Below are 19678 nucleotides of genomic sequence, written 5' to 3' on the forward strand. Positions count from 1 at the left end.
GTGAGGTAAGCCAGTGAACAAGTGAACAGGTGAGCGGCGCTGCGCGCCTGGTGAACCATTCACCATTCACCATTCACCCATTCACCTGCTCCACCCTCAAACCAACACGCGCTCAATCCCGCCGTTATTGGCCTTGGCCACATATTCCGGCAACCAGTTCTCGCCCAGGATCTGACGCGCCATCTCGACGACGATGTAGTCGGCCTCCAGCAAGCCGTTCTGCAGGTCGCCACCGTAGCGCGACAGCCCTTGCAGGCAGCTCGGGCAGCTGGTCAGGATTTTGAGGTTCTCGGCCGCCGCGACCTTGCCGCTCTCGCGCAGCTGGATCTCGGTCTTGCGCAGCTCTTCTTCCTTGCGGAAGCGGATCTGGGTCGAGATGTCCGGCCGGGTCACGCCCAGGGTGCCGCTCTCGCCGCAGCAGCGCTTGCTCTCCACCACGTTGTCACCGACCAGGGCCTTGACCGTCTTCATCGGCTCCTGCAGCTTCATGGGTGTGTGGCAGGGGTCGTGGTAGAGATAACTCTTGTCGCTGCCGAGCGTGATGCCTTTTTCCAGCAGGTACTCGTGGATGTCGATGATGCGGCAGCCGGGGAAGATCTCCTCGAACTTGTAGCCCTGCAGCTGGTCATAGCAGGTGCCGCAGCTGACCACCACGGTCTTGATGTCCAGGTAGTTCAGGGTGTTGGCGACGCGGTGGAAGAGCACCCGGTTGTCGGTGATCATCTTCTCGGCCTTGTCGAACTGGCCCGAGCCGCGCTGCGGATAACCGCAGCACAGATAACCCGGAGGCAGCACGGTCTGCACGCCGGCATGCCAGAGCATGGCCTGCGTGGCCAGGCCGACCTGGCTGAACAGACGCTCGGAGCCGCAGCCGGGGAAATAGAACACGGCTTCCGTCTCGGCCGTGGTGACGGCCGAGTTGCGGATGATGGGCACGTAGTCCTTGTCCTCGATGTCCAGGAGCGCCCGCGCCGTCTTCTTGGGCAGGCCACCGGGCAGCTTTTTGTTGATGAAGTGGATGACCTGTTCCTTGATCGGCGCCGGGCCCAAGGTGGCGCGCGGCGCTGCGGTCTGCTTCTTGGCAAAGGTCTTCAGCACATCGTGCGCCAGACGCTGGGCCTTGAAGCCCACGCCCACCATGGCGGCCCGGGCCATCTTGATGGTCTCGGGGTTGGTGGCATTGAGCATGAACATGGCCGCGGCATTGCCGGGGCGGAAGCTCTTCTGACCCATCTTGCGCAAGAGGTTGCGCATATTCATGGTCACATCGCCGAAGTCGATCTTGACCGGGCAGGGGTTGGCGCATTTGTGGCAGACCGTGCAGTGGTCGGCCACATCCTCGAACTCTTCCCAATGCTTGATCGAGATGCCGCGGCGGGTCTGCTCTTCGTACAGAAAAGCCTCGACCAGCAGCGAGGTGGCCAGGATCTTGTTGCGCGGCGAATAGAGCAGATTGGCGCGCGGCACATGGGTGGCGCAGACCGGCTTGCATTTGCCGCAGCGCAGGCAGTCCTTGATCGAGTCGCTGATGGCGCCGATATCGCTCTGCTGCATGATCAGCGACTCATGCCCCATCAGGCCGAAGCTGGGGGTGTAGGCATTGGTCAGGTCGGCAAAGGTGCCATGGGTGGAGGCATTCGGACGCAGCAGCTTGCCCTTGTTGAAGCGGCCTTCCGGGTCGACGCGCAGCTTGTAGTCGGCGAAATCGGCCAGTTCCTCATCGCTGAGGAACTCCAGCTTGGTGATGCCGATGCCGTGCTCGCCCGAGATCACGCCGTCCAGACTGCGCGCCAGCTTCATGATGCGGCCCACCGCCTCATGCGCCGTCTGCAGCATCTCGTAGTTGTCGGAGTTGACGGGGATGTTGGTGTGCACATTGCCGTCGCCGGCATGCATGTGCAGAGCCACCCAGACCCGCCCGCGCAGCACCTCCTGGTGGATGCGCTTGCACTCCTCCAGAATCTGCGCGAAAGCCGCGCCGCTGAAAATGGTTTGCAGGGGCTTGAAGATCTGCGTCTTCCAGGACGCACGCAGGCTGTGGTCTTGCAGCTGGTCAAAGTAACTGCCTGCCTCCTCGGGCCTCGCAAGATCCAGCTCATCCTTCCACAGCTGCCACTGCGCGCCCACCTCGGCTAGCAGGGACAGGGCCTGCTGAACGCGGTCGCCGAGCAGCTCGGCGCTGGGGATTTCGCCGGCATCATCGCTCTTGCCCAGGGGCAGCTTGCTGCTACTGAACAGCTGCTGCAGCGCGCCGACCAGGGCCAGCTTGTTGCGCAGCGAGAGCTCGATATTGATGCGCTCGATGCCCAGGGTGTACTCACCCATGCGCGGCAGCGGGATCACCACGTCCTCGTTCACCTTGAAGGCATTGGTGTGCTTGGAGATGGCGGCCGTGCGCTTGCGGTCCAGCCAGAATTTCTTGCGCGCATCGGCGCTGATGGCGACAAAGCCCTCGCCGTTGCGGCTGTTGGCCAGGCGCACGACTTCCGAGGTGGCGCGGGCCACGGCGTCGGCATCCTCGCCGACGATGTCGCCGACCAGCACCATCTTGGGCAAGCCGTTGGACGAGGCTCCGGCCGCGTGGGCGCGCTTGCTCTTGGTCGAGTAGCCAACGGCCTTGAGGTAGCGGTCGTCCAGATGCTCCAGGCCGGCGAGGATGGCGCCACCCGGGCGGGCCGCCTCGGCGAACATGAAGTCGCGGATCTCGACGATGGAGGGCACGCAGTCCTTGGGGTTGCCGAAGAACTCCAGGCAGACCGTACGCACATGGGCCGGCATCTTGTGCACCACCCAGCGGGCGCTGGTGATCAGGCCGTCGCAGCCCTCTTTCTGGATGCCGGGCAGGCCGGCCAGGAATTTGTCGGTGACGTCCTTGCCCAGGCCTTCTTTGCGGAAGGTGCGGCCCGGGATGTCGAGCCGCTCGGTGCGCTCCAGCTTCTTGCCGGTCGCGTCGAAGTAGCGCAGCTCGAAACTGGCCGTCTCCACATCATGGATCTTGCCCATATTGTGGTTGAGGCGGCTCACCTCCAGCCACTTGGCTTCGGGCGTGACCATGCGCCAGCTGGCCAGATTGTCGAGCGCCGTACCCCAGAGCACGGCCTTCTTGCCGCCGGCATTCATGGCCACATTGCCGCCGACGCAGGAAGCCTCGGCGCTGGTCGGGTCCACGGCGAAGACAAAGCCATGCTGCTCGGCCAGGTCGGCGACGCGCTGCGTCACCACGCCGGCCTCGCTCCAGATGGTGGCCACCTCGCGGTCCATGCCGGGCAAGGTCATCATCTCGACGCCGCGCAGGCCTTCGAGCTTTTCGGTGTTGATGACCGCGCTGTTCCAGACCAGGGGCACGGCGCCGCCGGTGTAGCCGGTACCGCCGCCGCGCGGAATGATGGTCAGGCCCAGCTCCACACAACCCTTGACCAGCTGGGCCATCTCGGCCTCGCTGTCCGGGGTCAGCACAACGAAGGGGTACTCGACACGCCAGTCGGTCGCGTCGGTGACATGGGAGACGCGCGACAGGCCGTCGAACTTGATGTTGTCGCGCGCCGTGGTCTTGCCCAGCAGCCGGGTCGTGCGGCGGCGCAACTCGGCCACCACCTCGAACTGGCCGGCGAACTGCCGCACCGCCGCCTGGGCCGCGGCCAGCAGCTGGCCGACATCGGCATCGCGCTGCGGGTCGGTTCCGGGGTCGCGGCGGCGCTCCACTTCACCCAGGCGGTGCTGCAAGGCCTCGATCAACTGGCCGCGTCGTTTCGGGTTGTCCAGCAGGTCGTCTTGCAGATAGGGGTTGCGCTGCACCACCCAGATGTCGCCGAGCACCTCGTAAAGCATGCGGGCCGAGCGGCCGGTGCGGCGCTCCTCGCGCAGCTTGTCCAGCAAGGCCCAGGCCGGCTCGCCGAGCAGGCGGATGACGATTTCCCGGTCGGAGAAAGAGGTGTAGTTGTAGGGGATCTCGCGCAGGCGGGGAGATGCTGCATGCGCTGTCTCAGCAGCGGCAGCATTCAAGGCGGGATCTTGGAGCATCAGCGGATGCGGTGCATTCATGGCGGCCAGGTGCGGGCAACACACCCATGGTTGGCTGCGGCCTGGCCCCTCGGGCTCTGGCGCCCGAAAAGCCCAGCCGCAAGGCTGGGAAATTGGCTGGAACGAACGGACCCAGGGCAGCAACGGGCTTGTGGCCCAGGCCTGTCATGGCCGGCCCTGCGCCACACCGGCAACCGCCGGCGGATCGCGCGGCCGGGCCTTGCGCGCTCGGGCCGTGATCGTACCGCAGCGCAGCATTTGCCCTGGCCTCTGGCGCCGATTGGCCTTGCATCTGGAGCGCCCTCTCCAGGGCTAATATGGCGCCGCCCTAGACCGACGCTGCAGCCATGAACACTTCGTCCAATACACCCTGGCCCCTGCCTTTCTGGATCGCCCACCGCGGCGCCGGCAAGCTGGCGCCCGAGAACACCCTGGCCGCCTTCCGCCTCGGCGCCGCCCATGGCTACCGGGCCTTTGAATGCGATGTGAAGCTGAGCCAGGACGGCGTTCCCTTCCTGCTGCACGACAGCAGCCTGCGCCGCACCAGCACGGGCTCCGGCCTGGCCAGCGCGCAGAGCTGGTCGGACCTGAGCCGCCTGGACGCCGGCAGCTGGCACAGCCGCGCTTACGCGGGCGAGCCTCTGGCCAGCCTGGAGGCCGTGGCCCGTTTCGTCCAGGCCAACCGCTTCGGCCTCAATCTGGAACTCAAACCGACGCCGGGTCAGGAGCGCCTGACCGGCCAGGTCGTCGGCCGCGAAGTGCTGCGGCTTTGGCACGGTGTGGAGGCGCACTTGCCCCTGTTCAGCTCTTTCGAGCCCGTCGCCCTGGAAGGCGCTCGCGAGACGGCCCCCGGCGTGCCGCGCGGCCTCTTGCTCGACAGCCCGCGCGAAAGCTGGCTTGCCGAGGCACAAAGCCTGGGCTGCGTGGCCGTCATCACGAACTATCGCTTGATGGACGCGACCCGCGTGCAAGCCATCCACGCGGCCGGCATGAAAGCCCTGATCTACACCGCCAACGATGAATCGGTCGTGGCCTGGCTGCGGGCCAATGGCGTGGACGGCATCATCACCGACGCGGTCGACCGCTTCGCGCCCGGCGACTGAGCAAGCCAAGGCGCCTCAGTCGGGCTTCCAGCGCCGAAATCCCCGCTGCACGGCAGGCCTCACACGCAGGAATCCCAGGTAAGCCCATTCCATCAGGCGCGCCACACCGGGCAGGCGCCCCAGCCAGGCCAGCCAGCGCCAGCCGGGCAACTTCGCCCACAGAGCCAAGAAGGCCTCGGCGCCGCTGAGCAAGCGCCCGTCGGGCAGCTGGACATGGAAGCGCGCCAGCAACTCGGCCTGGGTGCGCCCCGCCGGCAAGGCCAGGCTCGGGTCACTGACATCGGCAAAGCAGACCGGCTGGCCCTCGGCCTGGCCGCGGTAGAGCGCGATCTCGCGCCGGCACAGCGGGCAAGCACCGTCGAAGAGCACGGTCAGCGATTCGCTGGGCTGTTCACAGGGTTGCGGTTTCATCGCGGCAGCCTCGATAACAAATCGTCGGCCTTGGCCAGGCCGCGCGTGCTGCGCGTCCACCAGGCAGAGAAGGAAGCGCAGCCCGGCGACACCTCGGGGAACAGGGTCGGCTCGGGCAGGCACTCGGCCCAGCGTGACAGCCAGGCTTGCAGATGCGGCTCGGCGCGGCAGCGCACCCGATGCGCGCCGGCCAAGGCTTGGCCCACGGCCGCCGCATCGCCCCACCACATCACCGCACCGAGCTCGGCCATGCGCGCCGCGACAAAGCGCCAGCGCCGCTCGCTCCAGGGCCAGGCTTGGTGGAAGTCCTGCAGCCAGAGGCCGATCACCAAGGTGTCCGGCGGCAGATCGGCCGGCAGCTCGCCCAGGCTCCAGGGATGGACCAACCAGACCTCGCGGTTTTGCACCACGCTCGCATCGGGCGCACTCACCTGCACGCCCAGTGGCGGCGCCGCGAGCAGGGCCGGAGCCTCGGTCGCATCGGGCCTCGCTGCAGACACCGGATGCGGGGCCGGCTGCGGCTGCCGCGCCAGCTGATCCAGGGCCTCGTAGCTGACATCGATCACCGTGCCCGGGCTGTACCAGGCCGGCGGGGCATAACGCGCCACATTGTCGGCGTTGAACAGATAGGGCTTGCGGCTGCCGGTGCCGGCAACCCATTGCCAGCTCAGGTGGTTGCTCGCCAGATCGCCGTCGAGCAGATGGCCGTAGAGCCAGTCGGCGGCGGGGCGCCAGTGGATCTTGCGCACATGGACCAGATAGCTGGCCAGCCACATGCGCGCATGGTTGTGCAGCATGCCTGACTGATACAGCGTGCGCACGGCCTGGTCGATCACCGGCACGCCCGTGCAAGCCTGGCGCACATCGTCCGGCAGCTCGCGGGCATAGGCCGCATCGGGCAGCGGGCCTTCGTGCAGGGAGTCAAAAATGGCTTCGCCGCGGTGCTGCCAGACATGGCGGAAATAGGCGCGCCAGCCCAGCTCGAACACCAGCTTGTGCTGCACCTCGAGCGCATGGCGCTGCTGCACGCCCGCCAAGACCTCAGTCAAGCTGACAAAGCCATGGGTGATGTAAGGCGACAAGCCCGTGACCGCGCCGTCGAGAGCATTGCGGCTGCGCGCATAGGCTGCCGGATCAACCGCCGCGATGCGCGCCTGCGCGGCTGCCAGGCTGGGCTCGAAAGCTTGCGCTGCGGCCGGCTCGCCCCCGTAAGCCTGGGAAGGCCGGTGCCAGCTATTGCCTATCGTGTACTCGCTCATGCCCGTCCTTGCCGCTGTCGCCTGTGTCCTTGCTGATGATCAATACAACAGCGTCGCAGCATAGGGTCGGGCACGGAGCACCGCTTGGACAGGGCTATTGCGAATCGAATGCTCGGGTGTACTGCATGCCCGGTCGGCCCGGCAGCCGTGGCGTGAAGCCGCCCTTTTCGTAAAAGCCCTGCTTGCCCTCCGCACAGAAGAGCTGGATGTCGCGGACGCCCTGTTGCAGGCAATGCTGAACCAAGCGATCGAGCAGCTGCGCACCCAAGCCACGCCCCTGCCAGACAGGCAGCACGATCATCTCGGTGATAAAGGCATGCAAGACACCATCGGAAATCACCCGACCGAAGCCCACCAGCTCCTCACCGGCGTATGCCGCGCATTGTGCCCAGGAAGCCGCCAAGGCGCGCGCATAGAACTCGGGCTCACGCTGCACGCCACCGGCCCAGCCGGTGCTGTCGTAGAGGCGCTGAAATTCTGTGGCATCCGGTGCCTCCTGAGTGAATCGAATCTGCATCAGGCTCTCCCTAAAATCCCTCATAAACAAAACGCTTTCCCTGCCCACGCCTCGCACCGACCGGTCCGAGAATTCCAACGCTGTGCAATCCGCCGCGCTCTGCGCGCATGACCCTCAATGAAAACGAAAGCACCCCTGTATCGCAAGGTCAACACCACCGCGCGCGGCGTGCATCATCGTTTCGGCAGCGACTTTCGCCACTCACGACTACAAGTCAACAAGGGCGACCTTGCAACAGAGGCCGTGCCGATGACGCAAGGCGTTCGCAGGGGCCTGGACTACACGCCTTTGTTTCGCTTTCTGCTCTCACGCGTCGGGCAAGCGTGGGACACCGTATTCAGCGAGGCTGTCGCCAGGCTGGATCGCAAAGAGCCGATTTTCTGGATGGTGTCCCTTCGTCGCTCTGACGCTCAAGACTGCATACGAACCGGAGAGGCCAGCTACTTCAGCGGCCTTTGGGTGGACGACGCAGGCGTGCTTCAGTTGGTCAACCCTTCCATGAATGCCAGCAGCCTTGCTCCCTTTTGCGCTTGCTGCACCCACACCTTCAACGGTCACCCGTTTACCCAGCGCTTCGATCTGGAGCAGCGGCCTGATCGATCCTTGACTCGGCAACTTTGAAGCAGAAGCGGCTTGAGCTGCGCGAGCTGTGAATACCCTGAATCCGAGGGGTAGTGGCTATTCGGCCCAACTACGGAATCCTCGCATACACACAGGTATTCCTCGGCTCCCCCTGCGGCGACAGGCTGTCGCAGCGCAAGATGCCTTCGAGCTCGAAGCCGCAGCGTTCGGCCACGGCGCGGCTGGCGCGGTTGGTCTCGTCCATGCGGATCTCCAGGCGGCGGGCGCGCAGTTGCTCGAAAGCCATGCGGCTCAGGGCCGCCACGGCCTCACTCATGAAGCCCTGGCCCTGAGCGCTGGCGCGCAGCCAGTAGCCGATCTCGAAGCGCCGCACGGTCCAGTCCATGCGGTGCAGGCCGGTGCCGCCGAGCAGGCGGCGGCCTTCGGGCGCGCGGTCGTAGATCTGGTAGCAGAGGTCACGGCGAGCGATGAAGTCGGCCTGCTGGCGGCGTGCCACCGCTTCGGATTCTTCAAAGCTGGGCACCTGCTGAGCCCAGGGCATCCAGGGGCTGAGCAGGCCGATGGACTCGGCCACGGCCACGCTCAGCGCCGGGCCGATGCCGGGCCGCGGCGCGGCCAGCAGCAGCCGCTCGGTGATGATCGTCTCGGGCACCTCGATCAGGATGGGGTCGGGCACGCTGGGGTCAGGTCTTGCTTCGCTCATTTATTGGGCCCCAAATCCAACGCTAGGCCGCTGGCACCGGCCACGCCTTGCGGGTTCGCGTCCTCCAGGTCCGCAACCTTGGGCAACTCACGCACCTCGCGGATGGTGGGGTGGCGCCATGCAATCAGGCTCAGGCAGAGCGCGCCAACGCCTGCGAACAGCAGCGAGGAGCGCAGGCCCACATGCTCACCGAGCCAGCCGCCCAACAAGGCGCCGGGGCCAGCCGGGATCAGGATCAACCAGCGCATGGTGCTGGTCATGCGGCCCAACATGGGCGCCGGTGTGACGGCCTGACGCAGGGACAGGAAGTTGATGAAGATCAGCACCGCGCCGACGCCGAACATGAAGAGCATGAAGGCAAAGGCCGCCACGCCCCAGGCATTGGCCGGCATCAGACCCAGCAGCAACCAGCCCAGGCCCGAGCTGGCAATGCCCAGCACCAGACAGGGGCCCGGACCGACCCGCGCGCTGATGCGATGGCCGAACACACTGGCCAGCACCGTGCCAGCGCCCAGGGCCACGTAGCTCAGGCCCACCTCTTGCGCGCTCAGGCCCAGGCTGCGGGTGGCAAACAAGATCTGCACCACCTGGGCGGCGTTGTAGCAAAGCTGCCAGCTGCCCACGGTGCAGGCCAGGCTGACCAGCAAGGCCCGCTCGCGCACGAACTGCACGCCGGCCTTGAGGTCGCGCCAGAAGTCGGCTTCGCCGGCCGGGGCCAACTGTTCCTGCACCTTGATGCCACGCAGAATAAGGGCCGAGAACAGTACCAGCACGGCATCCACCGCCAAGGCCATGGGCGCACCCAGCAGCTTGATCAGCACACCGGCCACACCAGGCCCGGCCACTTCGGCGCCGCTGGAGGCGAGCGCGTTCTTGGCATGGGCCTCGACCAGGCGGTCGCGGCTGACCACCTGGGTCAGCACAATTTGTGCCGCACTGCCGGCGATGGTGTAGACCGTGCCGAGCACAAAGCCCACCACATACAGCCAGTTCATGGTCAGCCAGCCCATCCAGGCCGCCAGCGGCACGGTGGCCACGGCCAGCCCCAGAAAAGCCTCGCCCACGATGTAGACCGGCAGCTTGCGCACGCGGTCCAGCCAGACGCCGCCGGGCAGGGAGAACAGCACAAAGGGCGCGATCTCCATCGCGGTCAGCAAGCCCATCTGTGTGGGGCTGGCATCGAGCAGCACGGCCGCCGTCAGCGGCAGGGCCAGCATCGTGATCTGCCCGCCCAGGGAGCTGATCAGGATGGAGGTCCAGAGCCGGCGGTAGATCGCGTCACGCAGCAGGTCGCCGGGTGGCAGGGTCAGCAGCCGGCGCATTCGCTCGAACAACAAGCCCGGCCAGAGGCCCGGGCGCGACAAGGACGCAAAAAAGCGGGAAGCCATGAGAACAACACTCCGAAACGGTTCCCGGTGTGCTGGCTCCCGCGCGCAGGGCGGGGTCAGGGGCAACACCAGGGCACTCCGCCAAGGTGGCGAAACGCGGGAAACAAACGAGAGAAGACGGAACAGGGTGAGCTTGAAGCGAAGAAGCAGGCCGGCAGATCAAAGGCACGGCGGCTCACCGAGAGGGAGGAGAAAACCGAGGCAGCGCCGCGTCAATGCGGGCAGTCGGCGGCAGCCTGGGGCCAGGCTGCGACTCTCACGCAGGCGAGCGCCGCACGGGATGTGCGTCGTCGGGTGCGGTCAAGGAGCTTGGTCATGGTCTGATCTGAATCAAGAGCGGCCATGCTAACAGCGGCCCACGACGCGGGGCAAGTGCGAGTGGTCACGCCCCCGCACATCGGGGGCGCTGCGCGAGCTTCTACCCCTAGGTCGACGGCAGGTCGCGGGCCGGACGTCACAGCGCACCCAAAGCCCACAGCCCATGCGCAAGATCGGAGTCAAGCGGTGCTTCGGGAGAGATCAGGGCAGTGCCTCACGCGAACCAGAGCTTGCCGGGCAAGCTCAGCAGCAGCAGGCAAGACCTGACACGGGCCTCAGAAACCGACCGCGGCGCCGTCGCGACGCGGGTCACTGGCGGCCACGTACCCTTCCACCGCCGGGTCGCCCAGGCGCCAGATGAACTGGCCAGCGCCGAAGTCTTGGTAGCTGTCGTGGATGTCACCAATCTCATGGCCCAGCTCGCGCAGGCCGGCCACCGTGGCCGGCGGCATGTGCGGCTCGACATTGAGCGACAGGCCTTCGTTGAAGCGCCAGCGCGGCGCGTCGCAGGCGGTCTGCGGCTGCTGGCCGTAGTCCAGCATGCGCACCAGAGTCTGCATATGGCCTTGCGGCTGCATATTGCCGCCCATCACGCCGTAGCTCATGACGGGCCGACCATTCTTAGTCAGGAAGGCGGGAATGATGGTGTGGAAGGGGCGCTTGCCCGGGGCCACGACGTTCGGATGACCCGCTTCCAGCGTGAAGCAGTGGCCCCGGTTCTGCAAGGAAACACCGTAACCGGGCAGCACGAGGCCGGAGCCAAAGCCCATGTAATTGCTCTGGATGAAGCTGACCATCATGCCGCTCTCGTCGGCCGCGGTCAGGTAGATGGTGCCACCCTTGACCGGGTTGCCGCACTGGAAATCCTGGGCCCGGCTCGGGTCGATCAAGGCCGCGCGGCCGGCCAGGTACTGCTCGTCCAGCAGCTCGGCCGTGCTCACATCCATGCTGCGCGGGTCAGCGACATAACGGTACACATCGGCGAAGGCCAGCTTCATCGCCTCGATCTGCAGATGCTGGCCGGCCACGCTGTCGACCGCATGGCGGCGCAGATCGCGGTGCTTGAGGATGCCCAAGGCGATCAGGGCCGCGATGCCCTGGCCATTGGGCGGGATCTCGTGCAGCTCGTGGCCGGCATAGCTTTGCGAAATCGGCGTGACCCACTCGGGCTGGTAGGCCGCAAAGTCAGCCGCGGTGATGGCACCGCCGGTGCTGCGCGCAAAGGCCTCGACGGCCGCCGCCACCTCGCCGCGATAAAAAGCCTCGCCCTTGCTCTCGGCAATCAGGCGCAGGGTGCGCGCTGCGGCCGGGAACTTGAACAGCTCGCCCACCTGGGGCGCGCGGCCGCGCGGCAAGAAAGCTTCGGCGAAGCCGGGCTGGCTGGTCAGATCGGCCAACTCCGCGGCCATGGCCCATTTGCTCTGGACGACCACCGGCACGGCATAGCCACGTTCGGCGATCTCAATGGCCGGTGCCATCAGATCAGCAAAAGGCAGCTTGCCAAAGCGCTCGCTCAAAGCCACCCAGCCGGCCACCGCGCCCGGCACGGTCACGCCGCCCCAGCCGCGCTTGGGCGGGGTCTTGGCATCCGCGCCATAGGTCTTGAAGAAATGTTCAGGCGTCCAGGCCTGGGGCGCCGTGCCCGAGGCATTGAGGCCGTGCAGCTGCTGGCCGTCCCAGAGGATGCAAAACGCGTCCGAGCCCAGGCCGTTGCTGCAGGGCTCGACCAGGGTCATGCAGGCGGCCGTGGCAATCGCCGCATCGACGGCATTGCCGCCCTGGGCCAAGATGCGCAAGCCCGCTTGCGCAGCCAGCGGGTGCGAGGTGGACACGATATTGCGCGCGAACAGCGGGCTGCGTGTGCTCGGGTAAGGGTTCTGCCAGTCGAATGCCTGCATCGCGAAGTCTCCTGTGTGGGCCGGATTGTGGCCCGCCCAGGCGACTCAAAGCATGGGGACTTCCACACTCAGGCCGATGAAGTCCACTGCCTGATTGGGCTTGCGGATGTCGGCATTGCTGACGTGGCGGTAGTCCAAGCTCAAGCGCCAGCGCGCATCGGCGCTGCGCAGACCCAGGCCCATGACGTCGAAGAACTGGAAGTTCGTGCTCTTCTGGCGTTCGCCGATGCGGCTGTGGCTGATGAAGCCGGCGCCGATGCCCAGTTCCAGATCGAGGCGCAAGCCCGCCGCCGGCGAGCCCAGGTTCCAGCGCAGGGCCGGGATGAAGGCCGCATCGACCAGGCGCCGCGGCTCGCCCTGGAGGGCCTGCCAGGCGCCCAGCTGCAGGCGCGGCGCCAGCTGCAGGGCCAGGGCCTGCGAGCGCCAGGCCGTGCATTCGCCCAGGCGCCAGCCCAGGCTGGCGGCGCGCAGCTCGCGGTCCTTGGAGGCTTCGAAACGCAGGCCGCTCGGGCCCTGATTCGTGCACAAGGCCGAATCGATAGTCGCGCCTTGCCAGGCCAGCCAGGCCCAGCTCATCAGGCTGCCGCCCACGGCCATGGACTTGAGTGCGGCTTTCTCTTCGGCCTGGGCCAAGCCGTGGGCGCTACTGAGCAGCAGGGCCATGCTGGCTACCAGGCATTTCGAAACTCGTGTCATACCGCTTTCTTCTTCAAACTCTGAATCCAGGCCCGGGGCCCAGGCGCACGCACGCGCCGCAGGCCGCCCAGCAGCCAAAGCTGGCGGATCAGCAAAGCCGAGCCCCAGACCAGCAGGCCGGCGAACAGCACATCGCTGAGGAAATGGCCGCCTTGCAAGATGCGCCCGAGACCTATCAAAAGCCCCAGGCCCAGGGCCGCCCGGCCCCACCAGCGCCGCCGTGCCGGCGCCGCGAACAAGGCCGGCGCCAGCAGGGCAAAGCCCGAGGCGGCATGGCCGCTGACGAAGGAATAGCGCTTGCGTTCGGGGTTCAGGCCGGCCGGCGCCAAGGGCGGGCTGTAGGCCTCGCTGCCGCCGAACTCCAGCACTTGCACCGGCCGGGGCCGCGACCAGAACTGCTTGACCGGCCCATGCACCAGGGCGCCCACCACCAGCACCAGCAGCAGCAGGCTGACCCACAAGCGCCGCCACACCGGCCGCGACAAGCGCCAGCGCCCAGCCAGCAAGCGCAGCAAAAGGTAGAGCGCCAAGCCACGTGTCAGCCAGGGCACGGCTTCGTACAAGGCCCGCACCCAGGCTCTGTCCGCATGGATGAACTGGCCGGCGTACAGGGCGCGGCTGAGGTTCAGGTCCAGCGTGGGCCAGGCCGCGAACAGCGCCAGGCACAGAGCCAGACACAGGGCAAACGCCCGCATCTCACGATGACGCGCCCGGGGGCTGTTCCAGACATGCTTCATGGTCGCTCGCCTTTGTCCATCCACTGCAGCAACACATAGCCCGGGCCAGGGCGCAGGATCTCGTAGGCCGCGCTCGGCGGCGCACTCTTGAGCTCATCGGCGCGGGTGAACACCCAGTCCCCAGCCCGCGGCTCGGGCAGGCCCGGCGTGGGCTGCTGGCGGTAAAAGCCAAAGCTCGGTGTCTGGCTGCGCCAGAGCCAAACATGGCCGGGCAATGAAGGATCTCGCTGCGCCGCCTGCAGGGCGGCTGCCCGCACCGGTCCCTGCAAGACCTGACCCCACCAGGGCACCACCACCGTCACCAGCAGGCCACCCGAGAGCAGCGCCGTGCCGAGGGCCGCCTGCGGCAAGCTCAGGCGCGGCCACAGCCAAATCAAGATCAGCATCGCCAGCAGCAGCCCCAGCAGCCCCGATGCGTAGCTGGGCAAAGCCGGCGCGGCGCTGATCAACTCGGCGTACAAGCCCGTCTTCCCCGCCGTCAGCCGCCCCGAGGCCGCGGCCGCCATCAGCCCGCCGAGCAGTACGGCCAAAACTGCAGCCGATAGGGCCAAGGCCCAGCGCCAGGCGCGGCTCAGCGGCGAACTCAGGGACATCGCCCCAAGCAGCAGCCAGGGTGTCAGGCCGTACAAAACATAGTGCGGCAGCTTGGTGCCCGAAAGCGAAAAGAACACCAGCACAAAGCCGGCCCAGCAGATCAAAAAGCTCGGCAAGGGCTGCTGCCAATGCCGGCGGATCTGCAGCAAGACCGCAGCCAGCAGCGGCGTCCAGGGCAGGCTCAGCAAGGGCAGCATCAGCAGGTAGTACAGCGGCCCGCCGCCATGGCCCTCCAGCGGCGAGCTGAAGCGCTGCAGGTTGTGCTGCAACAAAAAGCCATCGATGAAGGCCCAGCCGTGGCGCTGCAAGGCATAGGCATACCAGGGCGCCCAGGCGAGAAAGAACAGCGCCAGCGCGCCGGGCTCGGCCAGGGTCCGCCAAGCCGCGCGCGGCAGCGCACGCAGGCCCTGCTGGCGCCACAGCCAGAGCAGCAAGGTTGCAAAAGGAATCAGCACCGCCACCGGCCCCTTGGTCAGCACACCGAGCCCCGCCCACAAGGCGGCACGTCGCAAGGCCCAGGGCCGGCCGGCCGAGGACTCCAGATGCCGCCAGAGGTCCAGCAAGGTCAGCACCAGCAGCAGATTGAGCAAGGCATCGGCCGTGGCCGCGCGGCCGATCAAGAGCACGCCCAAGCTGCTGCCCAGGGCCGTGGCCGCGAACATCGCCGTCGCGTCGCCAAAGCGCGGCCGGGCAAATCCCGCCAGGGCCAGCACCCAGCCCAGGCCGCACAGGGCCGATGGCAAGCGCGCCGCGAATTCATTGACGCCGAACAAGGCCAGGCTGCTGGCTTGCAGCCAGTAGACGCCGATCGGTTTGTCAAAACGATCGCGGCCGTTGAGCGTGGTGTGCAGCCAATCGCCGCTGACCAGCATCTCGCGCGAGGCCTCGGCAAACGCGCCCTCGTCCACATCGAACAGCGGCGCCGCGCCCAGACGCAGCAGAAACAGCGCCGCCATGGCCAAGGCCCAGAGACCCCAGGCCAGCGGGCTGAAGCGCTGTGGAGCGAGTGCCGTCATGGCGCGGCCTGGCTCCAGCCGCGTTCGGGCGTGGGGTCGGCGTCCGCCGTGTGCAAGGCGCGTTGGTAGGGGCGCACCTGGCGGCCCTCGAAATACACCCGCATCAAGAGCTCGGCCAGCACGCCGGTGGTCAGGAATTGCAGGCCGCCCAGGATCGAGAAAAAGCCCAGCAGCAAGAGCGGTCGGCCGCCGATCGACTCACCCAGCAGCTTGAGCACGCCCAGATAACTGAGCAGGGCCATGCCCACCATCATCACGCCCAGGCCCAGCACGCCGAAGAAATGCCCGGGCCGGGTACCGAATCGCAGAAAGAAGAACACGGCCAGCAGATCAACCACCACACGCAGCGAGCGCGAGATGCCGTATTTGGACTGGCCACGCAGGCGCGCATGGTGTTGCACCGGCTCCTCGGCCATGCGCTCGGGCGCGGTCACCGTGGCCAGCCAGGCCGGGATGAAGCGGTGCATCTCGCCGTACAGGCGCACCTGCTTGAGCACCGGCGCGCGGAAGGCCTTGAGGCTGCAGCCCAGATCCTGGAACTGCAGGCCGGTGATCTTGCGGATCAGGCGGTTGGCCAGCAGCGAGGGAATCTTGCGCAGCCACAGGCCGTCTTGACGCTGCTGGCGCCAGCCGGCCACCAGGTCCAGCTCTTCGCGCAGCAGGCGCTCGACCAGGCGAGGGATATCGCGCGGGTCGTTTTGCAAGTCACCGTCCATGGTGACGATGACATCGCCACGCGCCGCATCGATGCCGGCCTGCATGGCCGCGGTCTGGCGGAAATTGCGCGCCAGGCGGATGACGCGGATGTGCGGGCCCACGCGGCGGGCATGCTGGCTCAGCAGGGCTGCCGTGCCATCGCGGCTGCCATCGTCCACCACCAGCAGCTCCCAAGGCTGGCCATAGTCCGCCAGTGCGGCCTGCACCGCGTCGATCAAGGGCGCGGCGTTCTCGCGCTCGTTGTACATGGGCACGACCACGCTGAGCCGATGCGCCGGCAGTGGCTCAAGAGCCAGGACCGGCTTGCTGAGCGCAGCCGCCAACGCGGGCTCGACGGCCGGCGCTGCGCCCAGCGGCGGATCAAGAACCAGGGAAGAAGGTGGATTCATCGTCATGCGACTCGCAAAGTGGCGGCCGACGCGGGCGCCGGCAGTCCGTAGAAAAGCAGGACCAGCAGGCCGGCGGCCGTGCTGAGCAAGAGAGCCAAGCCGTGGACCGCCAGGGCGGCGGCCAGGATCAGCGGCAAGGCCAACTCGGAGCCCAGCCAGGCAGCGACGCCGGCCACGCCCGCCTCATAACTGCCCAGACCGGCGGTGGCCTGAATCGGCCACATACCGCCCATCTCACCGCCAATCGCGGCCATCAGCCCCTGCAGCGCCGAGCTGTCCAGCAAGGCCATCAGCAGGCCGCCCAGCGCCGCCAGCTTGAGCCACCAGTTGGCCAGGCTGAGCAGGGCTATCGGCCGCTGGGCGCCCTGCGACGGTGCCTGGGCCAGCGCGCCCCGCAGGCGCTGCCAGCGGCCGGAGGGCGCAGCGCCGGGCCGAAGTGCCAGGCGCCCGAGCATTGCGCGCAACAGCACGGTGCCCGCCAGAAAGATCAAGGCACTGATCAACAAGGCCAGGGCCGCGCCCTGCCCCAGCCACCAGGCCAGCAGCGCGGCCAGGCTCAAGCTGGCCAGCACCAACAGATCCTGCAGGCGCAGCCAGACCAGGCTGGCCAGGGCCTCGCCGGCCGAGGCGCCGTACTGACGCTGGGCCAGCCAGAGGTAACCCAACTCACCGCTGCGCAGCGGCGCCCAGTTCAAGGCCAGGGTGTGCAGCAGCAGCAGGCGCAGGCTGGCGCCGTAGCTCAAGGATGCCGTGGGCAAGCCACTCTGCGCGCGCCGCGCGCGCCATTCCAGCTGGACCCGCCAGCCGCGCAGGCCCAGGCTGAGCAAGAGGGCCAGTGCGGCCAACAACCAATCGGCGGCCGAAACGCGGGCCAGGGTGGCGCGCCATTGCTGCAGATCGACCTGCGGCGCCGCCCAGGCCAGCAGCAGCAAAAGCAGCACCAGGCCCAGCAGCATGCGCAGCAAGGCTGCGGGACGCGCCAGCTGGCCATGACGCCAAAGCTGCCAGCCGGCGGCGGCGATCAGGCACAAGCCCATCAGCCATTGCCCGGCTTCGGCCAGAGGGTAGCCCCAGGGCGTCAGCGCCAGCACACAGCCGCTCAGCAAGCCCACAGCTGCACGCCCGCGCACGCCCCGCGCGCCTTGCATCCAACGCGGCTCACGCGGCACGACATGCAGCGCCAGCAGGCCCACCACCAAGCCCAGCGCCCACCCGGCCAGCACATCGCTGGGCCAATGCGCGCCGACGCCGACGCGCGCCAGGCCGACCGACACTGCAGCCCAGATCAGCAAGACCTGGCCCCAGCGCGGCGGGCGGGCCAGCGCCCAAATCAGCAAGACCAAGGTCGCCGCAGTGGCCGAGTGGCCCGAAGGCATGGCGTTGAAGTAGAGCGGATCTCCGGTGACCCACAACTCGCCTGCGTCCAAGACCGAGGGCGGGCGCGGCGCATTGATCCATTTCTTCAGGACCTGGGCCAGCACGCCACCGAGCAGCAGGGCGAACAAGCTGGCAGGCCAGAGGCGCTCGGCCAGGGCCGGCTTCTGCACCGACACCAAACCCAGGGCCGCCCAGCCGAGGCCGGCGACGCTGAGCAAGGACCAGAGCGTGGGCGAGAACTGCGCCAGCGTGGGCTGCAGCTGGGCCAGCCACAAGGGCTCGCGGCCGGAGCCGCGCACAGCCAGGGCCAGCACCAGCAGCAAGGTGGCCAGGCACAGGAAGCCCAGCTGCGTCGCTCGCGAGAGGGGCGCATCAGGCGGGCGGCTCTCGCAGGCGATGGGAATGGCAGGGCTCATGAGCTGGCCATGCTAGGCAGCCCATATGACGCGCTCTTGTCAGTGATTCGACGGAATCAAGACAATCAGGCGACCGCAGCCCCGCCTGTTCAACGGTTCAAAAGCCGCAAACGCGGCCGCCCCGCCCCATCAAGGCAGCAACAACTCCGGCCGCACCGTCATGCGGCGCAGCGGCTGGCTGGAGCCGTCCATCTTGAAGGGCGCGCCGCCGCAGCGGGCGGCGCAAGCGGGTTGGGCCAGGGCCTCGTCAAACACCTCGCGGGCGCAGTCCAGGCAGCTGCCGCAAGCGGCGGCCACCCGGGTTTCGTCCTGCAACACGTCGAAGTTGCGCACGCCATCGGCCACCTGGCGGCGGATGTCGCGGTCGGAAACACGGTGGCAGAGGCAGACGATCATGGCGCGTGGCGTTGGCCTGGGTCGAGCAGGCCGGGCGTTCAGGGACACCACCACTCTATCGCAAATGCGAACACTTCTCAATCGTCATCGCAAGCACCCCCAGATTTCAGGGGCTTGCTTCACGCTGGCTTTGAAACGGCCGCCCCTCCCGGGGCAGCCGGCCTCCAGTTGGCGGGAACTCAGGACAGTTGCGACTGCAGCCAGTTTTGTTCGCCGAGTTGCGCGACCAGACCGATCTGGGTTTCCAGATGGTCGATGTGCTCTTCGGTGTCTTCGAGGATGCTGACCAGCACCTCGCGCGAGACGTAGTCGCGGATGCTTTCGCAATACGCAATCGCCTCCTTCAGCAGCGGGTGCGAGCCGACCTCGATCTTCAGGTCGCAGTGCAGCACCTCGACCGCGTTCTCGCCGATGTAGAGCTTGCCCAGGTCTTGCAGATTGGGCAGACCTTCCAGCATCAGGATGCGGTCAATCAGCTTGTCGGCGTGCTTCATCTCTTCGATGGACTCGTCATGCTCATGCTTGGCCAGGCGCTCCAGGCCCCAGTTCTTGAGCATGCGGTAGTGCAGGAAATACTGGTTGATGGCGGTCAGCTCGTTCTTGAGCTGGGCGTTCAGGTAGTCGATGACCTTGGCATCACCCTTCATGGTGGCTTCCTTTCAAGCTGGTGGATGGAGCGCGTGTGCGGCGAACGCAAACGAGCCATTGTGATGGTGGCCGGGCCGCGCCGAAGCAAAGCCGCGCGCGCCCGGTCGAAACGGCTTGCATTCTCATCTTCAACCCTCGCACTTCGCCCTTTGCCCTTCGCGACCCAGCGGCGTCCTGGCCGAAATTGATTGCAATTACGAATCGTTCTCATTTAAGATGGCAAGCATGTCATCCTCTTCCATCCGTCCCGCCAGCTTGCTGGCAGCCAGCCTGACGCTGGAGGCCGACGCCTCAGCCGTCTCGGCGACCGCCCGCCTCGCGACAGGAGCTGCCTCGCCCGCGCCACCGCGCCCGGGGCACGCGCCGCGCCGCCTCAGCAGCGAGACCTTGCTGGCCGACCGCCGCGAGGTCGAAATTGAACACGCCGGCCAGGTCTACCGCCTGCGCCTGACCTCGCTGGGCAAGTTGATCTTGACCAAATAGGGCCAGCCAG

At 67.1% G+C, this 19678-nt stretch carries 17 protein-coding genes; 3 read left to right on the forward strand and 14 right to left on the reverse strand.

Features of this window, described 5'->3' with window-relative positions:
* Window positions 1-96 precede the first annotated feature (96 nt).
* The gene (locus ACQY39_RS22020) at window positions 97-4041 is read right to left on the reverse strand and encodes a DUF3683 domain-containing protein (protein WP_428509911.1); all 3945 of its coding nucleotides are present in this window, start codon (window positions 4039-4041) and stop codon (window positions 97-99) included.
* A gap of 326 nt (window positions 4042-4367) precedes the next feature.
* Here ACQY39_RS22020 and ugpQ point away from each other — a divergent pair, with 326 nt between their 5' ends.
* Window positions 4368-5123: a glycerophosphodiester phosphodiesterase gene (gene ugpQ / locus ACQY39_RS22025; RefSeq protein ID WP_428509913.1), complete on the forward strand. Its 756-nt coding sequence runs from the start codon at window positions 4368-4370 to the stop codon at window positions 5121-5123.
* A gap of 15 nt (window positions 5124-5138) precedes the next feature.
* Here ugpQ and ACQY39_RS22030 read toward each other — a convergent pair whose 3' ends face one another.
* The 3 genes from ACQY39_RS22030 to ACQY39_RS22040 all read right to left on the reverse strand — a co-directional run bounded on the left by ACQY39_RS22030 (window position 5139) and on the right by ACQY39_RS22040 (window position 7310).
* Window positions 5139-5534 carry a thiol-disulfide oxidoreductase DCC family protein gene (locus ACQY39_RS22030; RefSeq protein WP_428509915.1) on the reverse strand — a complete coding sequence of 132 codons (396 nt, stop codon included), beginning with the start codon at window positions 5532-5534 and terminating at the stop codon, window positions 5139-5141.
* A complete protein-coding gene (locus ACQY39_RS22035; protein ID WP_428509917.1) occupies window positions 5531-6793 on the reverse strand; it encodes an FAD-binding domain-containing protein in 1263 nt (420 codons plus the stop codon). Before ACQY39_RS22035 ends, ACQY39_RS22030 begins: the two co-directional genes overlap by 4 nt.
* A 94-nt stretch (window positions 6794-6887) precedes the next feature.
* Window positions 6888-7310, reverse strand: a complete 423-nt coding sequence (locus ACQY39_RS22040) for a GNAT family N-acetyltransferase (RefSeq protein ID WP_428509919.1) — start codon at window positions 7308-7310, stop codon at window positions 6888-6890.
* Between the two features lie 117 nt (window positions 7311-7427).
* On the opposite strand from ACQY39_RS22040, the gene ACQY39_RS22045 reads away from it, so the two are divergent.
* Entirely contained in the window at window positions 7428-7931 is a 504-nt protein-coding gene (locus tag ACQY39_RS22045; RefSeq protein ID WP_428509921.1) for a hypothetical protein, read from the forward strand.
* Between the two features lie 70 nt (window positions 7932-8001).
* Here the strand turns inward: ACQY39_RS22045 and ACQY39_RS22050 are convergent, their stop codons facing one another.
* The 10 genes from ACQY39_RS22050 to bfr all read right to left on the reverse strand — a co-directional run bounded on the left by ACQY39_RS22050 (window position 8002) and on the right by bfr (window position 19184).
* Window positions 8002-8595, reverse strand: a complete 594-nt coding sequence (locus ACQY39_RS22050) for a GNAT family N-acetyltransferase (protein ID WP_428509923.1) — start codon at window positions 8593-8595, stop codon at window positions 8002-8004.
* A complete protein-coding gene (locus ACQY39_RS22055; RefSeq protein ID WP_428509925.1) occupies window positions 8592-9983 on the reverse strand; it encodes an MFS transporter in 1392 nt (463 codons plus the stop codon). The genes ACQY39_RS22050 and ACQY39_RS22055 overlap by 4 nt, the downstream gene beginning before the upstream one ends.
* Window positions 9984-10576: 593 nt before the next feature.
* Entirely contained in the window at window positions 10577-12199 is a 1623-nt protein-coding gene (locus ACQY39_RS22060) for a gamma-glutamyltransferase family protein (protein ID WP_428509927.1), read from the reverse strand.
* 45 nt (window positions 12200-12244) lie between these two features.
* Window positions 12245-12895, reverse strand: a complete 651-nt coding sequence (locus ACQY39_RS22065; protein ID WP_428509929.1) for an acyloxyacyl hydrolase — start codon at window positions 12893-12895, stop codon at window positions 12245-12247.
* Entirely contained in the window at window positions 12892-13632 is a 741-nt protein-coding gene (locus tag ACQY39_RS22070; protein ID WP_428509931.1) for a phosphatase PAP2 family protein, read from the reverse strand. Before ACQY39_RS22070 ends, ACQY39_RS22065 begins: the two co-directional genes overlap by 4 nt.
* On the reverse strand, window positions 13629-15242 hold the full coding sequence (locus ACQY39_RS22075; protein WP_428509933.1) for an ArnT family glycosyltransferase: 1614 nt from the start codon (window positions 15240-15242) through the stop codon (window positions 13629-13631). Before ACQY39_RS22075 ends, ACQY39_RS22070 begins: the two co-directional genes overlap by 4 nt.
* Window positions 15239-16348: a glycosyltransferase family 2 protein gene (locus ACQY39_RS22080; protein ID WP_428509935.1), complete on the reverse strand. Its 1110-nt coding sequence runs from the start codon at window positions 16346-16348 to the stop codon at window positions 15239-15241. The genes ACQY39_RS22075 and ACQY39_RS22080 overlap by 4 nt, the downstream gene beginning before the upstream one ends.
* Window positions 16349-16350: 2 nt before the next feature.
* Window positions 16351-18141, reverse strand: a complete 1791-nt coding sequence (locus tag ACQY39_RS22085; RefSeq protein ID WP_428509937.1) for a phosphatase PAP2 family protein — start codon at window positions 18139-18141, stop codon at window positions 16351-16353.
* A gap of 129 nt (window positions 18142-18270) precedes the next feature.
* Complete coding sequence (locus tag ACQY39_RS22090) at window positions 18271-18537, reverse strand: (2Fe-2S)-binding protein (protein ID WP_263518614.1); 267 nt, start codon at window positions 18535-18537, stop codon at window positions 18271-18273.
* 179 nt (window positions 18538-18716) lie between these two features.
* On the reverse strand, window positions 18717-19184 hold the full coding sequence (bfr, locus tag ACQY39_RS22095; protein WP_428509939.1) for a bacterioferritin: 468 nt from the start codon (window positions 19182-19184) through the stop codon (window positions 18717-18719).
* A 226-nt stretch (window positions 19185-19410) separates the two neighbouring features.
* Between bfr and hemP the strand changes: the two genes are divergently transcribed.
* A complete protein-coding gene (hemP, locus tag ACQY39_RS22100; protein ID WP_428509941.1) occupies window positions 19411-19668 on the forward strand; it encodes a hemin uptake protein HemP in 258 nt (85 codons plus the stop codon).
* The last annotated feature ends 10 nt before the right edge of the window (window positions 19669-19678 follow it).

This window comes from Roseateles sp. (genome assembly GCF_965262435.1).
Lineage (GTDB): Bacteria > Pseudomonadota > Gammaproteobacteria > Burkholderiales > Burkholderiaceae_C > Paucibacter_A.